Genomic DNA, 26,346 nt, shown 5'->3' on the forward strand with positions numbered 1-26,346 from the left:
TTCAGTTAAGGACTATTTGACCTGGTTGAGGAAAATGGAAAGGTCACCGGCGGCGGCGGCTTTCATGAGGAGCGCGCGCCAGACATTCCCGTTTGTGACGAAACGATCTACTTCTGCACGATTTAAAGCATTGACGCTCTGGGCCAAAGTGAATAAATCGGTAAGGCCGCTCTGGTACCGGGCTTCCGCCTGGTTGAATGCGCGCCGGGCTGCGGTGAGCTGTACGGGCGTCAGCCGCGCCTGTTCCAGCGAAAGTTGCAGCTGCATTTCCGCATCTTTGGATTGGCGGTCGAGTTGCAGTTTTTGTGTTTGATAAAGCTCTTTAAAACGCTCCACCTGGAACTGCTCGGCCTTGTAGTCATTCCGGACTTTAATAATGTTGGTCAGGTTCCACCTGGTAGAAATGCCAAATAAATAATTGTAAACCTGAAACTTAACCCCGCTTCCGAAGTCGGTCCGGAAAGAATCGTCTTTATTGGAAACCCCAGAACCACGTCCCCAGCCTGCACCCAAAATTGAAACTGAGGGCAGGTAAGCTCTTTTCACCGCCAGGCTTCTTGCATTCGAAGCGTCAATGAGCGACTGCGAAAAAAGCAGCGCAGGATTTTTAAGAAATGATTCATTTTGACTGTCAGTAACTGGCAGTTGCGAGTAAAAACCCATCGTGTCGATCTGCACGCTATCCCGCAGCTGGCCAGTCAGTTCCGACAATCTCAGGCCCTGCGATTTTTCTGCGCGCTGACTTTCCAGAAGTGACAACTTTGCCTTGGCATATTCGGCTGCTGCAAGCGAACTATCCACGCCCGGTCGCATGCCTGAACTGACCGCGGCATCCGTTACCTGCTTGAAAACCAATGCTCTCTGCAAATTCTGCCGCTGAGCTTCTACGAGTTTTTGATTAATTAATAAAACCAGATAAGCATCTGCAATCCGTACCTGGTGCTGGAAAAGCTCATTTTCATAATCAGCCTGGCTTCTGCTTAAATCCGCTTTCGCAGCATTTACATTCGCTTTTACTTTTCCAAAATTGAAAACCCGCCAGTCGACCAATGCAGTGGTGAAACTTCCAAAAACGCCGGTGTAAATGTTCTCCGGCCGGATACCGCCCGACGGGGAAATCGCGCTGCCTTCATTGGGCCAGAATGCGCCGGCAACGCTGTTATTGGTCGAGAATGTATATTGGTCCTGCACCACCAGTGTAGGTAGATAATCGGTTTTGGCTGACTTAATGCGGTTCTCCGCGCTTCTGACTTCCGCTTTTTTAGATTTTAAAAAAGGAAAATTCTGCCTGCCTTCTTCCAGCACTTCCTGCAACCGGAGTTTCTCCGTTTGCGCGTGTGAAAGTTTTGGAATGATCAGGAAACCTGTGATTAACAGTGCATTCCGGATGCTGATGAAATACTTTTGTCGGATCGGGGATTGGGGTTTTAAGGAAAGAAACATGGAGTGATGAATAAATCCTGAAATTTTATTTTCAGTCGAAATTAGACGGCAATTCTGGAAACATTTGGGAAAGAGCGGGCTGGCAAAGTGCTGTACGATAAATTCTTATCTTCCTAAATGTTTCCAATTTCCGGGGCTACTTTTGGCAAGTATCTTTTTGATTTGAAATGAAAATACTGGTTGTCGAGGACGAGAAAGGATTAGCGGAGAGCATTGTGGACTACCTCTCGCGAGAAGGTTTTGTGTGCGAGGTGGCAAGTACTTTCTGGCAAGCCGATGAGAAAATCAGTTTATACCAATATGACTGCACGATTGTGGACCTGACATTGCCCGATGGTGATGGCTTTAACATTGTCCAGACATTGAAAAAGATTGCGGCTGCTACCGGTATCATTATTATTTCGGCACGTAACACCTTGGAGGACAAGATCAAAGGATTGGAAATTGGTTCGGATGATTATATGACCAAACCTTTTCATTTGTCGGAGCTGAATGCGCGGGTTAAGTCGCTGATCCGCAGGCGGAATTTTGGGGGAAATAATGATATGGTCTGGAAGGAAATCCGCGTGCAGTTGCAGGCACGGCGGGTTTTTGTGGGTCAAAAAGAATGTGTGCTGTCCCGAAAAGAGTATGACCTTTTGCTATATTTTCTTTCCAACATTGACGTCGCGCTCACAAAGGAATCCATTGCAGAACATTTGTGGGGCGATCACATGGATTCGTCAGATTCGCTGGATATGGTGTATTCGCACATTAAAAACCTGCGGCGGAAAATTCTGGAAAAAGGTGGAAACGACTACATTCAGTCTATTTATGGTATAGGTTATAAATTCGCCGCGCCTTGAAACTGCTCGAAAAAACAAGCCGGATCTATCTTTTTACCTCGCTTTTTATCTACCTGGCGGTCGGCATCGCTTTTTACTGGATCATCAAATTCATGATTTATGATGAGGTAGAAAGTCGCCTGCGCGTAGAAAAAAGGGATTTCGAAACCTATGTGCGGACGAATGATACCTGGACAAACAATTCCTATTTTGTTGAAAATAAGATTGAAGTGGTACCTGTGCTCGGGAATTTCAAAAACGAAGTGACATTCACGGACACACTGATCCGCAACCGATACGAAGAAAGTGTCGATCCTTTCCGGCAACTGACTTTTTACACATTGATCGGCGGGAGTCCATACAAAGTGGCGATCAGGAAATCGATGATCGAATCCTATAAGCTCATCGAGGCGATTTCGGCGGCGATGATCACCTTTCTGGGGCTTTTGATGATCAGTATGTACCTCTTTCACAGACGTATGTCGGGCGATTTGTGGCAGCCATTTTACGAATCACTTTCCCGCATCAAGCATTTCGACTGGACCAAAAACGACAAGCTGGAAATGGCCGGCAGCGAAATCACGGAGTTCAATGAACTGGGAGATGTGATGGAAAAAATGGCCTCTAAAATGCAGCACGACTATAAAAGTCTGCGCGAATTCACCGAAAATGCCTCCCACGAAATCCAGACCCCACTCGCGCTGATCAATGCTAGGGTAGAGCAATTCATCCAGAAAAAGGATTTAGGCCAGGAGCAGACTTACTGGATCGAAGAAATTTACCACGCTGCGCGGAGAATGTCGCGGCTAAATCAGGGACTTTTATTACTGGCTAAAATTGAAAATCAGCAATTTACGGAGCAGGAAGAGCTGGATTTGACAGCGCTGGTGCAGGATAAGTTGCGAGATTTTGAGGATATTCTCAGCCACAAGAATATCCATGTTGAAGTAAAATCGGAAGGAAGTTTTCTCAGCGTAATGTCGCCGACATTGGCTGACATTCTTCTGTCAAACCTGCTTAGCAATGCAATCCGGCATAATTACGCGGGAGGCAGTCTCAACGTTGAATCGGGGAATGATTATCTCACTATCAGCAACACAGGCGCACATTTAACCGCCGACCCAGAGCGGCTTTTTGAAAGATTTAAAAAAGAATCCTCAGGCTCAGAATCGCTTGGACTTGGGCTGGCTATCGTGAAGCAGATCTGTGACATCGCAGGTTTGCAGATTACCTATCAAAACATCGAAACCCTGCACACCATCCGCATCAGCTAACGCAAACGTTGGCGCGAAGCTGTGCTTCGTGACGAAATATTCGTAGGCCTCTGGCCGATCGCGCATACCAAGACCGGCCGGAGGCCTACAAATATTAGGTACGAAGCGGAGCTTCGAACCAGCTTATTGAGAAACTTTTTGCAATTCGGTTTCCAGGGCTTTATTATCAGGAAATTCCTGTGGTACCCAGCGGTTTGCAACTTTGGCGGCTTTATCGATCACCAGGTAAGGGTAGCGAATATCGATGGCGTATTTCTCCTTCAAAATCTCAATATTTTCATCCGAAGCCCACAAATGTTTTGCATTCGGGCGGTCTTTGGCGTATTGTTTCCAGGTCGAAAGCGGAATGCCGGTGGCAACTGAAACGTACACAAAGCTCACCTTATCCCCGTATTTATCTTCCAAAACCTTCAATCCTGGCTCGTGTTGTCCTATGGTGAAAGAGAACACCATACACACCGGCTTACCTTGCAAAGAGCTGACGCTCACAGCCGAACTGTCGGTATTGAGCAGCGTAATATCGGGCACGGCTGTACCGGCCTGCAAAGATTCTTTTACAGCGATCAGCTTGGCAATGTACTCGCTGTAAGGTGATTGCGGAAATGTTGTTTTGTAATCGGCCAGTAATGTTTTGCTGGTTTCCACGCTCGGGATGGCGGTCGCGGCGTAGTTGAGCCAGTAAGTGAGCAGATATTCTTTTTGTTTGGGGTAGTTGGCGAGTTTTTCCTTGCTTGATGCATATACATCTTTCAAAGCCTCCGGGCTGATTTCATACCGGCTTTGGGATTGCAGCGGAAATTTCCGGGTCGATGGAATCAGTGCCCAGTTACGCAGCTCGTCGCGATAGGCCTGGCTCAACAATGCTTCATCTGGCAGGATTTTGAAATCGGCTAATGTAGCGTCTTCCAACTCTTTACGCTGTGCCGGATCCAACATGACGACGCGATTACGACGCATGATTTTTTCCTGGATCGCGCGGCGGGTCAATGCGGGTTCGGTGATGGCGGTGGCATTTACGTAAGCTTCAAATGCAGGTACCGCAGGATTAGCCGTTTTAAATTTTTCAAAAGCTTCCATCCGGACTTTTTTGAGGCTATCGCTCTGCTGCACAACACTTTTGTTATCTATTTGTGAAGGTTTGTAACCAAAAACAGGCAGGTATTGGTACTGATTTTCCAGAAAATAATTTTTCAGGAATGTCTGGTAATTGGCATTCGTTCCGGCGAAAGTCACGTCTGCATTTTCAGAAAATGTAATTGTGAGGTCGTCGCCGGGTTGCAGAAAAAGCATCCAGGTTTTGTTGACTGCCCCGCCGCCATATTGCAGCCGCATCATTTTAGGTTCAGTGAGCTGGATAACGGATTTTTCAGAAACCTTCTCATTAAAATTGACAGATACGACGGGTTTCAGTTCAACATCCGCCAACCCAATGCCCAGGTTGGGGTGGAAATGAACATCCTCCTGGACTATTGTGGCGGTAGTAGGCCCTTGTTTGGAAGCGGTAAGGGTGATTGTCGCGGTGTTCTGCGCAAAAGTGTAGCAACTGATAAGTGTGAGGATCAGTATATTGAATTTTTTCATAATTACGGTTTTGTAACAGTTCTTTTGAATGTTGGTGTGTAAAAACTGTGCCAATATACGTAATGCCCGCAGCTTTCCCGGCTGTCGGATGTACGCCGATTTCAACTGGAAAAACATCTTTTGATTCAATTTCAGCAAAAATCAAATTGGCGCGCATAAGTGATTTTTGTCCCCTAAATTAGCCCGTCATTTTCCTAGACACCATGAATCCTGTTTCCCAATTCCAGTTCAATGCTTTGCGTGCGCAGTTTGAAGGAGAGTTGTACTTTGACGACTCTACCTTACACCGGGCACAAAAGTCAATCTACGCGACCGACGCCTCGGTTTATCAGGAAATGCCGCTGGCCGTGGCATTACCGCGCAATACCGCCGACATTCAAAAGCTGATCGAATTTGCCAGAAATCATAAAACCACATTGATTCCCAGGGCAGCCGGGACTTCGCTGGCGGGGCAGGTTGTCGGGAAGGGAATTGTAGTGGATATCTCCAAACATTTCGGCAAAATACTGGAAGTCAATGCCGAAGAAAAGTGGGTGCGGGTGCAGCCGGGGGTGATCCGGGACGATTTGAACAAACATTTGGCACAATACAACTTACTTTTTGGTCCCGAAACATCTACGGCCAGCCGCGCGATGATCGGCGGGATGATCGGGAATAACTCTTGCGGGCTGCATTCTATCACCTGGGGCACCACGCGGGACCATCTGCTGGAAGTGAAAACATTGCTTTCTGATGGTATGGAAGCAGTTTTTAAGAAGGATAACATTGCGGGATACACAGCAAAACTGCGCGAAAAACAAGCCAAAGGTCAGCGCGAACAATCGGTGCTGGCGGGAATGTTCGGGCTGATTTCTAATCCGATCGATCAGGATTTAATTAAAAAGCAATTTCCAAAACCGACCGTAACCCGCCGAAATTCGGGTTATGCGCTGGATGCGCTGGTCAGGAATTTCGAAAATGGCGAAATCAATCTTTGTAACCTGATTGCCGGCTCGGAGGGAACATTATGTTTTGTAACAGAGGCGAAACTGGCGCTGGTGGACGTTCCGCCGGCGGCTGTCGGCGTAGTCTGCGTTCACACCCATTCTGTGGCCGAAGCATTGCACGCCAACCGCGTCGCAATGCAGTTTGATCCTAAGGCTTCTGAGCTGGTGGATAAGTACATCATGGATTTTACCAGAAATCATACTGTGTATTCTCAAAACCGTTTTTTCATGGAAGGCGACCCGGAGGCTTTGCTCATGGTTGAATTCTGGGGATTGAATGTGGAAGAGGTTCAAAATCAAGCAAATGCTTTGGTAGCGCAGCTTAAATCAGAAAGTCTGGGATATGCATATCCGCTACTTTTTGGTGACGATGCGAACAAAGCATGGGATATCCGGAAAGCGGGATTGGGACTGATCAGAAACCTGCCGGGCGACACGCAGCCGGTCAATTTGATCGAAGATTGCGCCGTAGCCGTGGAAGATCTGCCGGAATATATTGCCGAGCTGGAAACACTTTTGCGCAGTCACAACCTGCACGCATCTTATTATGCACACGCTGGCGCGGGCGAGTTGCACGTGGAGCCGATGATCAATCTGAAAACCGAAGAAGGCAAACAGCTTTTCCGTAAAGTGCTGGCGGACACGGCGGTTTTGGTCAAAAAATATAATGGTGCATTATCAGGTGAGCATGGCGACGGCCGGTTGAGGGGCGAGTTTATCCCGTTCATGATGGGCGAGGAGGTTTACGAAATGTTCAGGCAGGTGAAACGAATCTGGGACCCGGATGGAATTTTCAACGCGAACAAGATTGTAGATACCCCGCCGATGAACGAGTTTCTGCGGTACCAGCAGGATAAAACCCAGCCGGAAATCCAGACCATTTTCGATTTTTCAGCGCAGGAAGGCATGTTGCGCCTGGCAGAAAAATGTAGTGGCTCAGGCGATTGTCGCAAAACCGAATTGACCGGCGGCACCATGTGCCCGAGCTATATGGCAACCCGAAGAGAGCGGGATACCACCCGCGCGCGCGCCAACATTCTCAGGCAATATCTGACGCCTGCCGACAAAAAAGAGCACATTTCGGCAAGCCAGGAAATGGTGAAGGAAGTTTTGGATCTCTGTCTTTCCTGCAAAGGCTGCAAATCGGAATGTCCGTCGAGCGTGGATATCGGGAAAATGAAGGCGGAGTTTACGCAGCAATATTATGAGACACATGGAATACCGCTTCGCAGCAAACTGATCGCAAATTTTTCCAAACAAATGAAATTGGCCTCCTTCGCGCCCTGGGCTTTTAATGGCGTTTTTGGTACACCGGCATTAAGGAAAGTCGCCAATAAAATGGTCGGTTTTCACCCGGAGCGCTCCATGCCGCTTTTGCATAGCCAGACATTGCAACAGTGGTGGGACAAGCATAAGAAGTCTTCCAAAAACACCTTTACAAAAAAAGTATATCTCTTCTGCGACGAGTTTACCAATTATAATGATGTGGAGGTCGGCAAAAAGGCGGTGCAACTTCTGGAAACATTAGGTTATGAGGTAGTTATCCCCGAGCATCACGAGTCGGGACGGTCTTATTTGTCCAAAGGTTTTGTAAAGGAAGCACAGAAACTGGCGGCTGAGAATGTACGTTTGTTGAAAGATAAAATCACCTACGAAACGCCGCTGGTAGGAATAGAGCCTTCTGCAATACTTTCATTCCGGGACGAGTATGTTGATTTAGTCCCTGAAAATCAGCGCGAAGACGCCAGGAAGATTTCGGAAAATGCGTTACTTTTTGAAGAATTCATCGCCCGGGAAATTGATGTAAAACGGATTGATAAAAGTGTTTTTACAAAAAAAGAGCAGCTCATTAAGCTGCATGGTCATTGTCATCAGAAAGCATTGTCAACATTAACTGCCTCAAAAAAAGCGTTGTCCCTGCCCGAAAATTACAAAGTGCAACTCATACCTTCTGGCTGCTGTGGTATGGCAGGCTCTTTTGGTTATGAAGAGGAACACTATGAAGTTTCAATGCAAATCGGGGAGCTGGTTTTGTTTCCAACAGTTCGGCAACAGCCTGAGGAAGTGATCGTTGCGGCGGCCGGGACCAGCTGTCGGCATCAGATTAAAGATGGAACCGGACGTAAAGCGTTACATCCGGTTGAGATCTTATGGAATGCATTATTAAAGTAGCTATTGATTTTCCCTGACGTCTTTATTAATAGTATCCGTCGAGATTTGCTGGGCAGTGGTATCGGCTACCGAATCGGCTGCACTGGTGCTCTGAGAAGCATTTTCGGACTCACTGAATTTTTCGTTGTGATTGAAAAAGCCTCCCCAGAAAGCTACCAGCATCAAAACGACGCCTACACCGAGAATCCATTTCCAAACGTTTCCGGTGTTTTTGGTTGCCCTGGCTTGTTTATCTGTTTCTTGCCTGTTCATGGTTCATTGATTTAGTTTCTCTCACATCTACCATTTTTATACCAATACTAAAAACAGCCGTTTTCAGGACAGAATATGACATTGTGTTGATAAAATTTCCCCAAACAAAGTGATTTACGGAAAATGTAATAAAACCGATATAATTGATGTTAGCATTGTTGAAATTTGATTTCGAAATGCTGCGTACCTCTAACTTATAGCCACCTTCATGCAACTCAACTCCACAAAAAAGGCACTTCTATTATTATCATTTTTAGCATTTTCCATTCAATCACAAGCTCAGAATACAAGAAGTTTTTTCTCCGTCGCAGGAGGGTACAGCTTGCCGGTAGGGGAGCTTGCCCGTGAGAAACTCGACGACCCTTTTGCAGGATTAACCGGCTCGGGCTACTTCGGCCAGGCCAATTACGACTTCCGCGTTTTCCGATGGTTGGGTTTGCGCGCCTCGGGAAGTATGAACATTAACAACACCAATTCCGCCCCGATCCTCGAAAAAGCCGATACTTACGCAGAGCTTTTGAATGATACATATAACTGGCAGTCAAGGGTTTCGAGATGGAAACTGAATGCAGTGATGCTTGGGCCGGCTTTGTATATCAATTTCAAACGGGTACAGATCGAGCTGCATGCGCAGGCGGGAAAAATCTGGGCAAATTCCCCATCCGTCAACCTCGTCGGCACTTCTAAATCAGGCGGTGAAACCTTGAATGTGAACCTGATACCTGCTTCTACATCAGCATTTGGCCTGGCCGGCGGACTAAGTTTGCGGCTGCCGCTGGCGGGCGCTTTGTTTTTCCAGATCGGTGCGGATATGATTGGTGCCGAGGCGGAGATCAAGGATGTTTCGGTGGAGGTTACGCGGGGTACTTATAAATACAATGACCGGATCCACGAAAAACGCTTTGTGGGCGTGGTAAACGCCGGTGCAGGTTTTGGATTGGCGTTTTGAGACAACCGGCGTTTGAATTGCTATATTTGCAGCCGGTTCAAAACGGTGGTTTTGGGCCAATCCAAACTGCGTATTCGAAATAGCATTCAATGAAGGTTCTGAAATTTGGCGGCACTTCTGTCGGTTCGGTTGACAGCATTAAGACGGTAATCAATATTATTGAAGGAAATCTGGCAAAAAACGAGCGTTTTGCGGTCGTTTTTTCCGCGATGGGCGGCGTCACGAACAGGCTGATCGAGATCGGTAAAATGGCCGTTGCCGGGAATACGGACTATATTGATTTTCTTAAAGGCGTCGAGGAGCGACATTTTGCGGTCGTCAGAGGTTTGATTCCTGTCAAAAATCAGAGCAGTACATTTGCCGCAGTACGTGGGCTTTTCAATGAGCTGGAAGATATACTACGTGGCGTTTCCTGGATTAAAGAACTGTCTGAGAGAACATTAGACCTCATCATGAGTTTCGGGGAAAGGCTGTCTACAATGGTGATCACCGAAATTTTGAAAAGTAAAGGCATCAATGCCGAGTTTTGCGACGCCCGCCAGATCATCCATACCAATGCTACTTACGGGATGGGCGATGTCAATTTTGAAATTACCAATCACCAGATTTTAGAATATTTTGCCAAAACCTCCGCGCTGCAATGCGTGACGGGTTTTATTGCGTCTACTGCTGAGGGAGTTACGACAACTTTGGGCCGTGGCGGATCTGATTATACAGCATCCATATTGGGTGCAGCGCTGGAAGCAGAGTCTATCGAAATCTGGACGGATGTGGATGGCATGATGACTGCCGATCCAAGAAAAGTGGCGAATGCATTTACGATACCTTCGATTTCTTACGCCGAGGCGATGGAATTGTCGCATTTCGGTGCGAAAGTGATTTATCCGCCGAGCTTGCAGCCAGCATTTGCGAAGAACATTACCCTGAAAGTCCTCAATACATTCAATGTGGATTTTGAAGGTACGTATGTTCAGAAAGCTGCGAACGGTAAGGACTATGCGATCACCGGGATTTCGTCGATTGATGAAATTGCTTTGGTTAACATTCAGGGCAGCGGGATGATCGGCGTGGCAGGTATCTCCGGACGCTTGTTTACGGCACTTTCCAATAATGCGATCAGCGTCATCCTTATTTCGCAGGCCTCTTCCGAACATTCGATCTGCTTTTCCATCGACCCGAAAAATGCCCAGCGGGCGACGGAAGTTCTGGAAAAAGAGTTTGCAATCGAGATCAGCCTCGGGCATATAGACAGCATTTCGATTGAAAAAAACCTGTCGATTATTGCGATTGTGGGTGAAGGCATGAAAAAGAGCACCGGCGTTTCCGGCAAGCTGTTTTCGGTTTTGGGTAAAAATGGCATTAATGTAGTTGCCACAGCGCAGGGTTCTTCGGAGCTGAACATTTCCGTGGTAATCGCGAAAAGTGATTTGTCAAAAGCCCTCAACTCGATCCACGGCGTATTTTTCCAATCAGAAACCCGCTCGCTCAATTTGTTTATTGTGGGTGTAGGATTGATTGGCGGCACATTATTGGAGCAAATCAGAAATCAAACAAAATACCTACGCGAAGAAAAGCTCCTGAACCTCAACATTGCCGGCCTTTCCAATACCAAGAAAATGTTCCTCGATCCGGACGGCATCAAGCCCGAAAACTGGCGCGACCGGGTGATGGATGAGGGCGTGAAAACCAATTTGCCGGCCTTCGTGCAGCGCATGATTGAGCTCAATTTGCCAAACAGTGTATTCGTGGATTGCACTTCCGACAAGGACATTGTGCAATATTATCACATGCTCCTCGATGCCAGTATTTCTGTCGTGACGCCCAACAAAGTGGCGAATTCCGGCTCTTACTCCGAGTATCTTTCCTTGCAGCGCACGGCTTTGCAGCGTGGTGTTAAGTTCTTATATGAAACCAATGTGGGCGCTGGTTTGCCGATCATTAATACGATCCAAGGCTTAATGTCGAGCGGCGATAAATTCCTGAAAATCGAGGCAATCCTCTCAGGAACATTGTCTTATATCTTTAATAATTTCAATTCCGAAAACCGTTTTGTAGACGTAGTGAAGGAGGCGAAAGCCAAAGGTTTTACCGAACCCGACCCGCGTGACGATTTGAGCGGGGCAGACGTAGGACGTAAAATCCTGATCCTGGCAAGAGAAGTAGGCGTGCCGCTGGAACCGGAAGAAATCGTGATCTCGCAAATCCTGCCCGGCAACTGCCTGAATGCGCCAACCGTCGACGCATTTTTTAAAGAGCTGGAAATCTCCAACCAATATTTCGCCGATAACCAGGCGGCAGCCGAAGCAAACGGTGAAAAGCTCCGCTACATCGCGACATTAGAAAACGGAAAAGCAACCATCGAACTAAAAACAGTAGACGCCCAGCATCCATTTTACACACTATCCGGCAGCGATAACATTGTTTCCTTCACCACGGAGAGATACAAGGACCGCCCGCTGGTGATCAAAGGGCCGGGTGCCGGGGCGGAAGTGACGGCTTCAGGGGTGTTTGCGGACATTATGAGTATTAGTAGCTATTTGGGTTAGAAACCTCCAACCAAACGATTTACAGTGAATTCAGTTAAAGCTTTTGCGCCGGCTACGGTGGCTAATGTGGCGTGTGGGTTTGATATTTTCGGGTTTGCGATTAAGGAGCCGGGGGATGTGGTGGAATTGCGGCGGTGCGATGAGCCGGGGATTGTGATTGCAGACATTATTGGTGATGAAGGTCGGTTGCCCAGAAGCGCGGAGAAGAACTCGGTGACTGGCGTCATGCTGCACATGCTGAAACATTTGGGCATTAAAGATTTTGGCTGCGAGGTGGTTTTGCATAAAAATATGCCTTTGGGAAGCGGAATGGGATCCAGTGCGGCAAGTGCGGTGGCGGGTGTGATGGCGATCAATGAAATGCTGGGCCAGCCTTTTACGCGTCAGGAATTACTGCCTTTTGCGATGGAAGGCGAGCGTATCGCTTCCGGTTCGGCGCATGCGGATAATGTTGGGCCGTCGCTTTTGGGCGGGTTTGTTGTGATCCGCAGCTACAACCCGCTGGATATTTTTACGATTCCGGTGCCCGATGATCTCTACTGCACATTGGTGCATCCAGACATTGAGATCAATACAAAAGATGCCCGATTTATCCTGAAAAATGAGGTTTCGCTTAAAAATACAATCGCTCAAATGGGCAATGTGGCCGGGCTGGTAGCGGGTTTAATGAAATCGGATTACGACCTGATAAGCCGCTCGATGGTGGATGTAATTATTGAACCGGTGAGGTCTATTTTGATCCCGGATTTTAAAGAAGTGAAGCAGGCGGCGCTTTCAAATGGTGCTTTGGGGTGCAGTATTTCAGGTTCCGGACCGTCAATGTTTGCTTTGTCGAGAGGTTTGGAAAATGCGAATAATGCTGCAACTGCGATGCGGGCGCGGTTTGCGCAGGCTGGCATTGAATCGGCGATCCATGTTTCGGCGATCAACCAAGGTGGGGCGATGATTTTGACCGATTAATGTTAAGGTTAGATTTTTGAAATTTCCGGTGAACTTTCAGGAAGTGTGCGAATGTTAATTGTTTTGAATACAAAATAAAAGATCATGGTTACTGTAAGCGATACCGCCAAAAATAAGATTGTGGAACTTCGTCAGGCCGACGGGTTTGTGGATGATTATCAGATCCGTGTGGGTGTTTTGGGCGGAGGTTGTTCAGGATTAACATATAACCTCGAATTCAATTCCGATTCCAAGCCTAATGATATGGTTTTTGAAGATAAAGGCGTGAAAATCATCGTGGATAAGAAAAGCCTGCTTTACCTGGCCGGTACGACGCTCGATTTTTCAGATGGCCTGAACGGAAAAGGATTTCAATTTATCAACCCCAATGCGACCCGTACCTGCGGATGCGGCGAAAGCTTTGCGGTATAGATATTTAAATATTTTATTTTTATTAAACGCGCTCTGAAACCCGGAGCGCGTTTTTTTTATCGTGCTGAATGGGTTTATTTTGCCGATGCACATATCGCTGCACACAGCGATATTTTCTCTTAAAAACTATTTGAATGAAACCAACTCTTTTGATCCTGGCAGCCGGCATCGGCAGTCGCTACGGGGGTATCAAGCAACTCGACCAGTTTGGCCCCAACGGAGAAACCATCATAGATTATTCCCTTTTTGACGCCATCCGCAGCGGTTTTGGTAAGGTCGTTTTTATCGTCCGCCAGGAAATCAAGGATAGCGCCGAAGCCATCTTCGCGCCGAAACTGGCTGGTAAAATCGACTACGACTTTGCAATCCAGGGAATCCAATCCTACGTCCCGGAGGATCTGGGAACCGTGGAGCGCACCAAACCCTGGGGCACAGGCCATGCCACGTTATGCGCCTGGGAACAAACCGACACACCTTTCGCGGTGATCAATGCGGATGATTTTTACGGATTGGATGCTTTCGAAACCATGTCATCTTTCCTGCAAAATGACATGAACCCCAACCAGCACGCCATGATTGGTTACGAGTTGAAACGTACCTTGTCTGAAAATGGGACAGTATCGAGGGGTATTTGCGTAGAAAGAGCAGATCACAACCTGGAATCGGTGGTGGAAAGGACGAAGATCTTTCCTGAAAATGGACATATTTATTTCGAAGAAGAAGGGATCAAAACCGAACTCTCGCCCGAGACGCCGGTTTCCATGAATTTCTGGGGCTTCAAACCGGGCATGTTCCCTATTACGAAAGATTTGTTCGATTCTTATTCAAGAGCCAACATCAACACGCCCAAAGCGGAATTCTACATTCCGACGGTGATGACACATATTATCAAAAGCGGCCTCGGCGACTGCCTGGTTTTTAAGACATCATCAGACTGGTTTGGAGTGACTTATCCTGAGGACAAACCTGCGGTGCAGGCTTCGCTTGCGGCGCTGCATGTGCTGGGGGATTATCCCAAGAAGCTTTGGGACTAACATTAAAACAAAAAACGGGCAATCCATTTGGGTCGCCCGTTTTGGTTTTGTCAGCTATACACAATTATTTTTTGACTACACTCTTAGAAACCGACGTCCCATCCTCCAATTCCATTAACACTACGTACACGCCAGATTTGAGCTGCTTTACATCAACTTCTTCGCCTGGGTTTACAGATTCCAAAACGATGTTTCCAGCAGCGCTAATAATCTTCAAACTGGTAACTTTCAATTGATCAGCTTGTAATTTCAGTTTGTCCGTGGTTGGATTTGGGAAAAGATTAATCATGTTCTCCATAATCCCCGCCATATTCACCGAGCGAACCCGGCTAAATGTATATGTTTGATCCAGGTCAATCATTTTAAGGCGATAAAAGTTTTGTCCTGGCCTGGCGGTCGAATCGGTGAAAGTGTAATGTTCTTCCTTGACACTGTTCACTTTTGCTGCAAGATTTCCGATTGCCTGCCACGCTTTTCCATCATTGCTCCGCTGTATCTCAAAACTTTCGCTATTTTCTTCATTGGCGGTAACCCATGCGAGATTGACGTTATTCTCGTATTTCTCGGCAGTGAAGCTGACGAGGGTGACGGGAAGTGGGGTGGATTGGTAAAAACTTCCGCCAGAACTGTATGCCGAAAGGTATCGCCAAGGGCCGTAAACCTGCCCGGTAGCAGCCAGTACCGGATCGTATTTGACGCGCGCGCGAACTTTTGTAGCGACTCCGTCTGACTTGGCAACCAGACTTTTTATTTCGTTACCGCTTGTGCCCAAATCAGCAAATCCTGGCTGCTGGTCTGTAAATTGGGTACTATTGGTCATAGGGCTACTATGAGAAAAGCCTTCACCCTCTTTTCGGATTTCCCAGACGAGCTTGCCCTTATTCCGGCCGAGAAAGGACTTTTCAAAAAGGCCGATACCGAAATTTTTGTCTGTAACATTATTGTGATCGACAATCGAATTGAGATCGGAATTGTAAAGCCGCAGATTATTTCTCAAGCCTGCATTGTTTCCGTAATAGAGAAAAGCAGCGCCCGCATCAATGAAATCGGCGTCATAGAAGGGGGCTCCCAGGATAATATCGCTATATCCATCGGCATTGACGTCGCCAGCGCAGGCAATGGCGTTTCCAAATGACGAGCTTGTTTGATTTCCTTCAATATGCGCCTCGACGGTATTGAGGATGCCATTTTGTGACCCATAATAGAGATCGACCGCGCCTTCATTATTTTGATCGTTATCGAAATACGGCGATCCGATAAGAATGTCACTGTAACCATCGCCATTTACGTCTCCAGCTGATGCGACGGTATAGCCCATATTCGCGCTGGTCTGGTTACTTTCGATATTAAGGGACGGGTCGAAGTCGCCTAATGATTTACTACCATAAAAAATAAGTGCAGCGCCTTCATGAATTTGCCCGCTTGTAAATTGTGGAACACCCACCAGGACGTCCGACAGCCCGTCGCCATTTACATCGCCCGCCCCCGCAACTGACTGACACACGAAATTGAATGAATTTAATTTGATAGATGGCGTCAATTCGATCCCGGCCTTTTTACCAAAATAGATCAGGGCAATTCCGGTAGGATCGGCACCAGCATTGTAGATTTCAACAGTTGTGCTTACATCCGCAAACCCGTCACCGTTAAAATCACCGATCCCGGCCACTGATTTTCCGAGATAGCCATTGTTGATTGTGCCCTGAAGATTAGAAGGGAGAGCAACCTTGATCCCGGTTGCCGATCCATAATATACTATCGCCTTACCCATAAGAGTGCCGACAATCACATCGCTGTAACCATCTCCGTTAACATCCCCGGCACTAGCAACTGAAAAGCCCATTTGTAATTCGGCTTCATTGCCTTCCCCGATGGTATTTGGCGATGTTACAATACCTGAAACCTGACCATGATAGATAAAAAACGCTCCTTCACCAACTTGCCCGTTTGAATAGCGTAACGCTCCGACGATCAGGTCGCTTAAACCATCCCCATTCACATCGCCGGCAGAGGCCGCCGAAATACCCAGATGCGCACCGGCCTGGTTACTTTCAATCAATGAAAAACTATTAAAATTAATACCCGAACCGGACCCATAATAAACACGCACTATGCCTTCGTCACTTTCTCCATTGTCAAAATTAGGGGCACCTACAACGACATCCGAATAGCCATCACCATTAATGTCTCCGGCGCTGCTCACTGAGAAGCCAACCTCACCCTGATATTGGTCGCCGGAAAAGCCGGAAGTATATTGGGCGGAAATACCAGAAGCGGAGCCATGAAACAGGAACGCGGCCCCTTCTTCGAGCGTGCCGAAGTTATGATGTGTCGACCCGATCAGCACATCGCTGAAACCGTCACCATTCACATCCCCTGCGCTCGTCGCTCCTTCAAGTTTTGCATCGGCAACATTAGCTTCGAATGTGGAACTTGCAGTGGTATTCAGGCCGCTGGCGGCGCCAAGATACAGAAACGCCACTCCTTCATCGTTCTGCCCCTTATCGTACAAACTGGCTACGGCAAGAACATCGCTATAACCGTCGCCATTTACGTCTCCCGCACAGCTCATTGAGGTCCCCAGCTCTCCCGATTTTTGATCGCCGGTGATGATCGCTGCATACGCATTTCCGATACCTTTGGCCGATCCATGGTAAACAAGCAGCGCGCCCCTGTCCTGTAATCCCTGGCTGTATTTTCTGTCGCCGAGTACAATGTCACTGTAACCATCTCCATTTACATCACCGGTACCAGCGGCCAGGGAGCCCATTGCAGGGATATAATCAGTGAGTACCGAACCAGGGCTCTGGCCGATTCCCGAAGAAGAACCAAGATAAATATATGCGGAAGCATTGTTGGGTTGAGGGTTCGCAGAAAGATTACCGGGAGCAAGGACGATATCACCAAAACCATCCCCGTTTACATCACCCGCGCTGGCTACCGAGCCGCCCATGTTTTCACCTGTATGATTACTCTGGACAACCGAAAAATTCGCAGCTGTAATTCCCGAGGCCGATCCATAATAAATGAATGCTGCGCCTTCTTCGGCCTCGCCATTTGAATAAAGTGGCGACCCCACGACGATATCGCTGAATCCGTCCGCATTGATATCGCCTGCCGTAGCTATGGTATGATTGTATCCAAACTGCGCTGAGGCCTGGTTGGATTCCAGAATAACGGACGGGGCATTGGTAAGGCCATTGGATGAACCCAGGTAAACAAACACCGCACCTTCATTGACCTGACCATTATTGTAAAATGGCGCGCCCACCATGATGTCGCTGTACCCGTCCCCATTTACGTCGCCTGCATTCGCTACCACGCCATAACCAGTATTAGGCTGATCTGTCTGCAATTTTACCGACTTCACGCTGTTGATACCATTAGCAGAACCAGTATAAAGAAAGGCAGCGCCTTCAATATTTTGTCCATTATCGAAACTGGGCGCGCCTATCATTAAGTCGCTGTAACCATCTCCATTTACATCACCGGCAGTGGAAACGGAATTTCCAAAATAGCTGAAAGACTGGTTTTCTTTTAAGATCGTGTTCGCATTTCCGGGACTTCCGTTTGTTACAATGGGATCTATGGTTACCGGAAACTTCGCTTCCCGGACATCCACTTCAATCCCGATGTTTCCATCAGTATAAGCCAGCGAGGCTGTCAGGGATTTTCCATCTGCATCCCAGCATTTGAGATCGTTATAAGTCAGCAGGTTGTTGTATGATGTAAATTGAAGTTCGTTATGACCCGTACTTTTTACTTTAAGGCCTTTTGCTAAAAGTCTGACCTGCAATTTCTTTGTGTTTTTTGGGGCCTTGTCGACAATGAAATTCTGGCGGATACCTGCTTCATTATTTACATACTCTTCGGTAAAGCCCTGATGTTTTATGCGAAGCGTGTTTCCATTATTTTCGGAAATTGCATTTGCATTGGTTTCGAAAATCTTTTTGCCATCCGCAAAGATGCCCTCTGTGGTCAATTGCAGCTTGAAATGCGACCCGATGGAAGCAACCCGGTTCTCGATAATCAGCTCTCCCGGTTTGTAATATGCCCTCAGATTTTGCTTTCTGTTCGGGCTTTGCAACATTCCTTTTTCCTTACCCGGTGAAATGTGGTACTCTTGCCGGGCAATATCTTGCCGGATCATCGCCATGGTATTTTCCGGCATTGCTTCCAGCTCAGGCCTGGCAGATTTGCCGATTTTCGGAAAATGAGGTAGTGCGGTAACAGTGTATTGGGCTGAGGCCGAAACTTTCGATTTTTGTTCCTCGCGGAGTGGGCTGGCTGCGACGATGATCAGGCATAATAAATACAGAACCTGGTAACGTATTTGCATAGTTGTGGCAGTTTTGATGGGGACTTTTATCAAAGATTGTCCGCAACCCGCTGCCTAACAAAAGCGTCTATTTTACGGTAAGCGTGATTTATTTTAAGGTAATTATCTGATTCTGAAACAAAAAAAGACTGCTCTTACAGCAGTCTTTTTTTGTTCAAAAGTATTACGGAAAGCGTAACTATCACTTCTTCACCAACGCATCCATCATCTTCTCCGCCAGAAACTTATTACCTGCGTCCGTCAAATGCACCCGGTCGCTGGTCAGGATGCCTTTCTCTTTATTTTCAGGATTGTTTTGGGCCAGATAATCGACAAAATACTTGCGAAGGTCGCAGAGTTCAACATTGTTGCGGGTGGCGATTTCGCGGATGAGTTTTGAATATTGGTTCAGGTCGCCGTCTTGTGAATTTGAATTGTCATTTCTTTCGCCGATGACGGTTGGTGTACAGACAATTACACGAATGTTTTGCGCCTTCATTTTCTTGATCAGGGCTTCGTAGAATTTCACGTATTTGTCGGCGTCTGTGCCTGTTCCCGACGAAGCTTTGTGCCATACATCATTGATTCCCACATAAATAAAGACTACATCCGGTTTTTTGGATAGTACGTCGTCTTCCAGGCGGAGGTAAAGGTCATATACTTTGTTGCCGCCGATGCCCGCGCCGATCAGCTCGTATTGGCTGTCCTGGCCTTTGGCCTTCAACATTTCGCCCATTTGGGTAATGTAACCCGTCGGGCCGACGCCGGCCTGGGTGATAGAATCGCCGAAGAAAATCACGCGGAGCGGTTTGTCGGCCCGCATGGCGATCAGGGGCAACAGGAAAAATGCAAACTGTACTATTTTGAAAAGTGACTTCATAAAAATGGTAAAGGTTTTTAGTTGGAAAAGACGCGCACGCAATAAACTTACCCTTGTCGGATAAAGCCTTAATCTGCATCAAACAGGCGAATGTCAGGTGCGCCAAGGTTATGTTGAAGCAGGAATTTTTTACCAGGCGATAATTGATCCAGCATTTCCAGGGGCAGGTTTAAAATTGAGATTTTATGATTGATCAATACATGTACAAGCAATCCATCATTTTGTTTTTCAACACTTAACACTTCTCCATAAATATCAAATTGACTTTCGGGAGTAGCTTTTCCCAGAAAAACTTCCGCCGGAGATCCAACATTGACCAGCTTGCCATTTTCCATGACCGCCACTTTTTGCGCCAGCCTGAAAATTTCGCCCATATCATGCGTGACCAGGATTGCGGTGAAATGGTAATGTTGCTGAAACCGGAGCAGCAGATTTTGCAGTTGATATCGCATTTGATAATCTAATGCCGTAAACGGTTCGTCGAGCAGCAAAAGGTCAGGTTTTCGGACTAACGCCCGCGTCAAAGCTACCCGCTGCTGCTGGCCGCCGGAAAGTTGAAAAGGTCTTCGGCTGGCGAGCTGAGTAAGTTCTGTTTCTGCTAATAATTCATCAACAATCTCAGTATTGTCATTTTTGGATAGTGCAAAAGCCAGATTTTCCCGCACCGACATATTTGGAAATAGCGCGTAATCCTGGAAAACAAAACCAATGTTACGCTGCTGGGTGGGTAGATTTAGAGTTTTCTCCGTGTCCAGCCAGATACTGTTTTTGAATGTAATCCGGCCGAATTCCGGTTTTGCCAAACCTGCGATTTGCCGTAGTAAGGTCGTTTTTCCTGCGCCGGAAGGTCCTGTCAATGCAAGTATACTTCCCGCGCCAAGACCAAGCGAAACTTCCATCGGCAATGTGCCGCTGGCGGTGTGGAGCGAGTGCCGGATGTGCAGGTCAAGAAGATTGTCGGACACGAAGCAGGCTGTTGTTGACGGAATAGACGACCAGCAAAATAAGGAATGTTACGGCAAAGAGCACCATCGCATATTGGTTGGCAGCCGGGTAGTTCAATGCTTCCACTTCATTGTAAATGGCCACGGAAGCTACTTTGGTCACACCTGGAATGTTCCCGCCGATCATCAGCACCACCCCAAATTCCCCCACCGTATGCGCAAATGTGAGCACAAAAGCAGTAAGGAGAGCCGGTTTACAATTTGGTAAAAGCACTTTAAAAAACGTATCCCACTCATTTTTACCCAAAGTATAAGAAGCCTCTCGCAGTGACGCAGGCAACGATTGCAAACCCGCGCGGATCGGATAAACCATAAAAGGCAAACTGTACAAAACCGAAGCAATCACCAGCCCCGAAAATGAAAAAACAAGCCGCAGACCAAATATGCTTTCAATAAAATTCCCGAACCAGTATGAAGGGCTAAACGCCAGAAGCAAATAAAACCCGATCACCGAAGGCGGCAAAACCAGCGGCATTCCAATGATCGCTTCCACAACTCCACGGCCTTTGAACTTCGCAAAAGCCAGCCAGTAGGCAATCGGAAGCGACACCACCAGCAAAATCAGTGAGGTGATGGTGGCAAGTTTGAATGTGAGTAAGAGGGGTTGGAAGTCCATTTTTTAACTACTTATACCCATATTTCCTGAAAATCGCTTTCGCCTTTTGAGAATATAAGAATTGGTAAAAGGCTTCACTGCCTGCTTTTTTAGGAGAATCGTCACTGTGTTTTAAAAGGATAGCAGCTTGCTGTATAGGTTTATATAAGGTTGAATCAATGATCACGTAATGTCCCTTGCCTTTCATTTCATCAGACAAAACAATGGACAATGCATTGAAGCCTGCTTCTGCGGAGCCGGAAGTAATGTACTGGGCGGTTTGAGCGATGCTTTCGCCGTAGACCAGCTTTTTCTCGATGGTTTTTAAAAGATTTTTTGCTGCTAAAACCTGGATCGCTGCTTCGCCGTAAGGGGCGACTTTTGGATTGGGCACAGCGATTTTCTTCACTTTTTCCGTAGTCAAAACATCTGTTGTCAGATCATTTTCGGCGATATCTTTTGACCAGAGTACCAATGTTCCCAATGCATATACCTTCGGCTTTTCTGCACCACCGCCTTTTTCAAAGATTTCCTGCGGATATTTTACATCAGCCGACACAAACACGTCAAACGGTGCCCCTTCACGGATCTGGGTGGTGAGCTTGCCGGAAGAGCCGACGACGATCTGGATTTTTTTGCCCGATTCTTTCTCGAATTCCTGCTGGATTTCCTTCATCACATACTGCACATTGGCCGCGGTAGCGATGATAATCTTGTCGGAAGGCTTGTCGCAACCAGCGAAAAAGAGGAAAAGTAGGAGAGATAACCATCGCATGTTCATGGTGCAATTTAAACGAAATGGATTTGTTTCACGCACTTCCAAAATGTCCGCTTGGGAAATTATCGTAAATTGCGCCCCGTTTCGGAACTGACCGAAAAAAGCTGATAGCTAACCGCTAAAAGCTGATAGCTCCATTAGAATTGATGATTATAGAGACTGCCCGTCGCACCAAACAGACTTCGGAATACTACTTTTCGGTGAAGCTGGCTGAGGTGCGCAAGCTGATTGCAGAAGGCCACGATGTAATCAATCTCGGGATTGGAAACCCGGATATGATGCCTTCGGAGGAAACATTGACCGCGCTGTCGGAAGCAGCGCAAAAGCCGCAAGCGCATGGTTATCAACCTTATACAGGTACCCCGGCGTTCCGTAATGCAATCGCGAAGTTCTATGAGCATACTTATGGGGTAAAACTCGATCCGGCCTCGGAAATCCTTCCTCTGCTGGGCTCCAAAGAGGGTATTACGCATATTTCACTCACTTTTCTTGATCCTGAGGACGAAGTGCTGGTTCCAGAGCTGGGCTATCCGGCTTACCGAGCTGTAAGTCAAATGGTTGGTGCAGTTGTAAAAGAATATCCGCTGCGTGAAAATGAAGGCTGGCAGCCTGATTGGAATGCAATGGAAACATTGGTGACGCCCAAGACAAAAATCATGTGGCTCAACTATCCACACATGCCGACTGGTGCCCCGGCGACTTTGCAGCTTTTTGAAGAAGCTGTCGCATTTGCAAAAAAACACCGCATTCTGCTTTGTCATGATAATCCTTACAGTCTGGTCTTGAACAAGAAAGAGCCGATCAGCCTACTGTCAATCGAGGGTGCGAAAGAGGTAGCGATTGAGCTGAATTCGATGAGTAAGTCGCATAATATGGCAGGCTGGCGGTTGGGCTGGCTGGCGGCTGCAAAGGAATATATCAGCGCGGTGCTGACGATTAAAAGTAATGTGGATTCCGGCATGTTTTGGGCGATGCAGGAAGCTGCTGTGGCTGCTTTGCAGAATTCAGACGAGTGGCACGCCGAGCGAAATGCCGTGTACCAGGGCCGACTGGAAGCTGCCGAGGCAATGCTCGATGCATTGGGCTGCACCTGGGACAAAAAGCAGGAAGGCATGTTTCTCTGGGGAAAATTGCCGGAGACGACCGAATCCGCGGAGGCGCTGGTTAACAGTACTTTAATTGAAAAGCATGTATTTATCGCGCCCGGTTTTATTTTTGGTCCGAAAGGCCAGCGCTATATCCGGCTTTCGCTTTGTATGCCCAAAGAACGCATTTGGGAAGCGGTAAAAAGGATCAGCCAGTAACATTTAGCTTTTTTTGAAATGATTATAAGTATCATCGGGATAGGGTTGCTGGGCGGCTCGTTCGCCTTGTCGCTGCGGGAAAAATATCCGAACCTTAAATTTGTCGGGGTTGATAATTCTTCTGTTAATCAGAAGGTTGCTTTGGCGAAAGGTATCGTGGATGAAATCGTTACGCTCGACATTGCCCTGCAAATTTCAGAATTGAATGTGCTGGCAACACCCGTCGACGCGATCACCGGCTTGCTGCCTTACATGCTTGATCATTTGCCGGACGGCCGCACAATCATGGACCTGGGTTCGACCAAAGAATTGATTTGCAGCCTGGCCGACACCCATCCCAAACGCGGACAGTTTGTGGCGGTGCATCCGATGGCCGGTACCGAAAATTCAGGCCCGGGGGCAGCATTCAAAGAATTGTTGCCTGGAAAAAATGTCATTATTTGCGACAAAGAAAAAAGCAATGCGGATTCGCTGGCGCTGGTAGAAACATTCCTTCGCGACGCCGGGATGAAAATACATTATATGAAGCCCGTCGAGCACGATCTGCATTTGGCTTATGTCTCGCACCTCAGCCACATTAGTTCTTTTGCGCTGGGACTCACGGTTTTAGATAAAGAACAAGACGAGCGCGCGATTTTTGATATGGCAAGTACCGGTTTTTCTTCCACGGTGCGCCTCGCCAAAAGTTCTCCGCAAATGTGGGCGCCGATTTTCGACCAAAATAAAATTAATGTCTCCAAAGCCCTTGGTGACTACATTGAGCTGCTGAAAAAATTCAAAGAGGCTATCGATAACCAGGACATTGATACCAGCCTGAACTTCATGTCACGAGCCAACGAAATCGGGCGAATTCTGGCGGGTATCGAAAAGAAATAGCAATTTTTAATATAATATAAATTATTGATTGTAAGTTAGTTGTAACCGAATTTTTACATTTCCGGAACCATTCTTTTTACGGAGTCTGTTAACCTACCGTCTCTCAAAATGAATCTCTTTGTAGTCTACTCTACCTGTAAGAACCAGTTTTTCCACTTAAACAATCAAAAATGACCAAGGCTCAGGCGGTGCTTGTTGCGGTAGTTATTGCGCTTAGTGTTTCTATCGGTGTACAGCAGATCAATCCCTTTTTCAATTTTTCTGATTCCAAAACCAGTACAAAATCCACACTGACATTAACGTCCCCGGACTCTGTTTCGAGACCTGAATGGGCGTCGTTATATGATTCCCTGAACCTCAAAAAGCAAGGTTTATCCGAAAAAGCATTCTACTATGCCTGGTGCGGGTTCCAGAAAATGAAGTTTTCAAACCCGGTCATGGCGATTGCGGATTTTACCCAATCATCCAAAAACAAAAGGCTTTACGTGATCGATCTGATCAAAAGAAAAGTCTTGATGAATACTTATGTGGCTCATGGCCGAAACTCGGGAAATGAGTTTGCAGAGCATTTTTCCAACAATAATTCCTCTTTTCAATCCAGTCTGGGTTTTTATAAAACCATGGGGACTTACCAGGGAAAACACGGACTTTCGCTGCGTCTGGAAGGTCTTGAAAAAGGCATCAACGACCGGGCGTATGAGCGCGCAATCGTGATGCACGGAGCCGATTATGTGAGCGAAAACTTTATCAAAAACACCGGAAGGCTTGGCAGAAGCCAGGGTTGTCCCGCAGTTTCCGTAAGCGACTGCAAAGAATTGATCAGCATGCTTTATAATGGTGCAGGACTGTTCATATATTCTTCCGACCAGAAATATTTTAAATCATCGCCACTTCTGTCCGGTCTTTTTTCTTCAAAAGACGAAAATCAAACCCTTGGTGCGCCCCGTTTATACACATCGGGAAAATAAAGCAGATCGCCTTTTTCATTGCAGTCTGCCGGTAAGTAAAACAGGAAGACAGGAATACGAACTTTCAGCTTGTGCCATTTCGGCGGCGTCCGCACGGAATCCGGTTCGGTCATGAAATCGCTGTTCAGCAATGTAGTGCCCGCCATATAATTCGCCAGGTCGGTCGGTTTCTGCACCCGTACGCAACCGTGACTTCTCCAACGCTGGTTGGACGCAAAAAGATAGCGTGCATTGGTATCATGCAGATAAATCGCGAGCGGATTTTTAATTTCCACTTTTAACAAACCCAGTGAGTTATCCCCACCGGTATCCTGCCTGAAACGGTAGGGAAATGTCTCCGCCGTGAGTTCATCCCAGTTCAATTCTTCGGTATCCAGTTCCTGACCTTCCTTATCGATCACCGCAATCCGGTTTCTGGTCAGATACTCAGGGTCTTTGGCGGCTTTTGGGAAAATTTCCTTAATAGCAATGCTTTTAGGCACATTCCAGTAGGGATGCGTCACAATGCTGGTAGCATAAGTATCGATTGTCGGCGTAGGGGTGTTGATTTTACCAACCACAGTACGCATCGATAGAATATTTTTCCCGGCAGAGTCCATCGCATTCAGATATGCACCGCGGATGTTGACCATCACAAACCTGGGCGCACCTTTGGCCTGACGGTGGATCCAGCGATAAGCATTTAATGCCTCGGCCACGTAAGCCGCGCTGTCCTTTTTATTTTCTTTCAATAAACGGGCGTAGTGAACTTTGAGGTTATGGTAAACCGGGAAAACAGGTTCCAGCTTCTCCATCGCATCGTGCACCGACGTGCCACTTACGATCTGCTCGGCTACATCACGGATAAGCGATGTGTCGGGTTTGATGACTTTCTGGGTATATCTGATATTCGGCTTATGCCCGAAGCCAGCTTCTTCCAAGAGCGCAAATGCAGGCGCTACATCGCCTGTGTAGGCAAATTTCGTCGTGTTGATGCCTGCACTATTGGCAAATTCAATCAGCTTTTCATAATTTTTTTTCTTGCTCAATTCCTCCGTCAGCTCCTGAGAGGACATTTCTTTCGGATTTTTCCGGCAGGATTGCAGCAGTGCGAGTGTAAAGAGGATGAGGAGAGGAATGTATCTGGTGCGGCCCAGACCTGAGAGCATTTGCATTTGTAATCTGTTTTGTTTCCAAAGCATTTATACAATT

At 47.1% G+C, this 26,346-nt stretch carries 20 protein-coding genes; 11 read left to right on the forward strand and 9 right to left on the reverse strand.

Features of this window, described 5'->3' with window-relative positions; genetic code table 11:
• Positions 1-12: 12 nt before the first annotated feature.
• The gene (locus tag FEN17_RS19610) at positions 13-1,443 is read right to left on the reverse strand and encodes a TolC family protein (protein ID WP_138367096.1); all 1,431 of its coding nucleotides are present in this window, start codon (positions 1,441-1,443) and stop codon (positions 13-15) included.
• Positions 1,444-1,610: 167 nt separating this feature from the next.
• Here FEN17_RS19610 and FEN17_RS19615 point away from each other — a divergent pair, with 167 nt between their 5' ends.
• The gene (locus FEN17_RS19615; protein WP_138367097.1) at positions 1,611-2,288 is read left to right on the forward strand and encodes a response regulator transcription factor; all 678 of its coding nucleotides are present in this window, start codon (positions 1,611-1,613) and stop codon (positions 2,286-2,288) included.
• Complete coding sequence (locus tag FEN17_RS19620; RefSeq protein WP_138367098.1) at positions 2,285-3,541, forward strand: sensor histidine kinase; 1,257 nt, start codon at positions 2,285-2,287, stop codon at positions 3,539-3,541. The genes FEN17_RS19615 and FEN17_RS19620 overlap by 4 nt, the downstream gene beginning before the upstream one ends.
• 123 nt (positions 3,542-3,664) lie before the next feature.
• On the opposite strand, the gene FEN17_RS19625 is transcribed toward FEN17_RS19620, so the two are convergent.
• Positions 3,665-5,122: a TlpA family protein disulfide reductase gene (locus FEN17_RS19625; protein WP_138367099.1), complete on the reverse strand. Its 1,458-nt coding sequence runs from the start codon at positions 5,120-5,122 to the stop codon at positions 3,665-3,667.
• Positions 5,123-5,325: 203 nt separating this feature from the next.
• Between FEN17_RS19625 and FEN17_RS19630 the strand changes: the two genes are divergently transcribed.
• Positions 5,326-8,280: an FAD-binding and (Fe-S)-binding domain-containing protein gene (locus FEN17_RS19630; protein ID WP_138367100.1), complete on the forward strand. Its 2,955-nt coding sequence runs from the start codon at positions 5,326-5,328 to the stop codon at positions 8,278-8,280.
• Here FEN17_RS19630 and FEN17_RS19635 read toward each other — a convergent pair whose 3' ends face one another.
• Entirely contained in the window at positions 8,281-8,532 is a 252-nt protein-coding gene (locus tag FEN17_RS19635; protein WP_138367101.1) for a hypothetical protein, read from the reverse strand. It lies immediately after the preceding gene.
• Positions 8,533-8,740: 208 nt separating this feature from the next.
• Here FEN17_RS19635 and FEN17_RS19640 point away from each other — a divergent pair, with 208 nt between their 5' ends.
• From FEN17_RS19640 to FEN17_RS19660, 5 genes are all read left to right on the forward strand, one after another.
• Positions 8,741-9,481, forward strand: a complete 741-nt coding sequence (locus FEN17_RS19640; protein WP_138367102.1) for a hypothetical protein — start codon at positions 8,741-8,743, stop codon at positions 9,479-9,481.
• 89 nt (positions 9,482-9,570) lie between these two features.
• Positions 9,571-12,027, forward strand: a complete 2,457-nt coding sequence (thrA, locus tag FEN17_RS19645; RefSeq protein WP_138367103.1) for a bifunctional aspartate kinase/homoserine dehydrogenase I — start codon at positions 9,571-9,573, stop codon at positions 12,025-12,027.
• Positions 12,028-12,051: 24 nt separating this feature from the next.
• Positions 12,052-12,987: a homoserine kinase gene (locus tag FEN17_RS19650; protein ID WP_138367104.1), complete on the forward strand. Its 936-nt coding sequence runs from the start codon at positions 12,052-12,054 to the stop codon at positions 12,985-12,987.
• An 84-nt stretch (positions 12,988-13,071) separates the two neighbouring features.
• A complete protein-coding gene (locus FEN17_RS19655; RefSeq protein WP_138367105.1) occupies positions 13,072-13,398 on the forward strand; it encodes a HesB/IscA family protein in 327 nt (108 codons plus the stop codon).
• Between the two features lie 134 nt (positions 13,399-13,532).
• On the forward strand, positions 13,533-14,432 hold the full coding sequence (locus FEN17_RS19660; RefSeq protein ID WP_138367106.1) for a nucleotidyltransferase family protein: 900 nt from the start codon (positions 13,533-13,535) through the stop codon (positions 14,430-14,432).
• Positions 14,433-14,496: 64 nt separating this feature from the next.
• Here the strand turns inward: FEN17_RS19660 and FEN17_RS19665 are convergent, their stop codons facing one another.
• The 5 genes from FEN17_RS19665 to modA form a co-directional block, all read right to left on the reverse strand.
• Positions 14,497-18,771 (reverse strand): FG-GAP-like repeat-containing protein, encoded by a 4,275-nt coding sequence (locus FEN17_RS19665; protein WP_138367107.1) that lies wholly within the window; start codon positions 18,769-18,771, stop codon positions 14,497-14,499.
• A 181-nt stretch (positions 18,772-18,952) separates the two neighbouring features.
• A complete protein-coding gene (locus FEN17_RS19670; protein WP_138367108.1) occupies positions 18,953-19,630 on the reverse strand; it encodes an SGNH/GDSL hydrolase family protein in 678 nt (225 codons plus the stop codon).
• A gap of 68 nt (positions 19,631-19,698) precedes the next feature.
• Positions 19,699-20,595 (reverse strand): sulfate/molybdate ABC transporter ATP-binding protein, encoded by an 897-nt coding sequence (locus FEN17_RS19675; protein WP_229208903.1) that lies wholly within the window; start codon positions 20,593-20,595, stop codon positions 19,699-19,701.
• Complete coding sequence (modB, locus tag FEN17_RS19680; protein ID WP_138367109.1) at positions 20,576-21,250, reverse strand: molybdate ABC transporter permease subunit; 675 nt, start codon at positions 21,248-21,250, stop codon at positions 20,576-20,578. The genes FEN17_RS19675 and modB overlap by 20 nt, the downstream gene beginning before the upstream one ends.
• A 7-nt stretch (positions 21,251-21,257) precedes the next feature.
• Positions 21,258-22,004, reverse strand: coding sequence for a molybdate ABC transporter substrate-binding protein (modA, locus tag FEN17_RS19685; protein ID WP_229208904.1), 747 nt, complete (start codon positions 22,002-22,004; stop codon positions 21,258-21,260).
• Positions 22,005-22,153: 149 nt separating this feature from the next.
• On the opposite strand from modA, the gene FEN17_RS19690 reads away from it, so the two are divergent.
• The 3 genes from FEN17_RS19690 (at position 22,154) to FEN17_RS19700 (ending at position 25,155) form a co-directional block, all read left to right on the forward strand.
• Positions 22,154-23,311, forward strand: coding sequence for a pyridoxal phosphate-dependent aminotransferase (locus FEN17_RS19690; protein WP_138367876.1), 1,158 nt, complete (start codon positions 22,154-22,156; stop codon positions 23,309-23,311).
• An 18-nt stretch (positions 23,312-23,329) separates the two neighbouring features.
• Complete coding sequence (locus FEN17_RS19695) at positions 23,330-24,187, forward strand: prephenate dehydrogenase (RefSeq protein ID WP_138367111.1); 858 nt, start codon at positions 23,330-23,332, stop codon at positions 24,185-24,187.
• Between the two features lie 170 nt (positions 24,188-24,357).
• Positions 24,358-25,155 carry a murein L,D-transpeptidase catalytic domain family protein gene (locus FEN17_RS19700; protein ID WP_138367112.1) on the forward strand — a complete coding sequence of 266 codons (798 nt, stop codon included), beginning with the start codon at positions 24,358-24,360 and terminating at the stop codon, positions 25,153-25,155.
• On the opposite strand, the gene FEN17_RS19705 is transcribed toward FEN17_RS19700, so the two are convergent.
• Positions 25,113-26,309 carry a L,D-transpeptidase family protein gene (locus FEN17_RS19705; protein WP_138367113.1) on the reverse strand — a complete coding sequence of 399 codons (1,197 nt, stop codon included), beginning with the start codon at positions 26,307-26,309 and terminating at the stop codon, positions 25,113-25,115. The genes FEN17_RS19700 and FEN17_RS19705 overlap by 43 nt on opposite strands.
• Between the last annotated feature and the right edge of the window lie 37 nt (positions 26,310-26,346).

Source organism: Dyadobacter luticola (assembly GCF_005860805.1).
Classification (GTDB): domain Bacteria; phylum Bacteroidota; class Bacteroidia; order Cytophagales; family Spirosomataceae; genus Dyadobacter; species Dyadobacter luticola.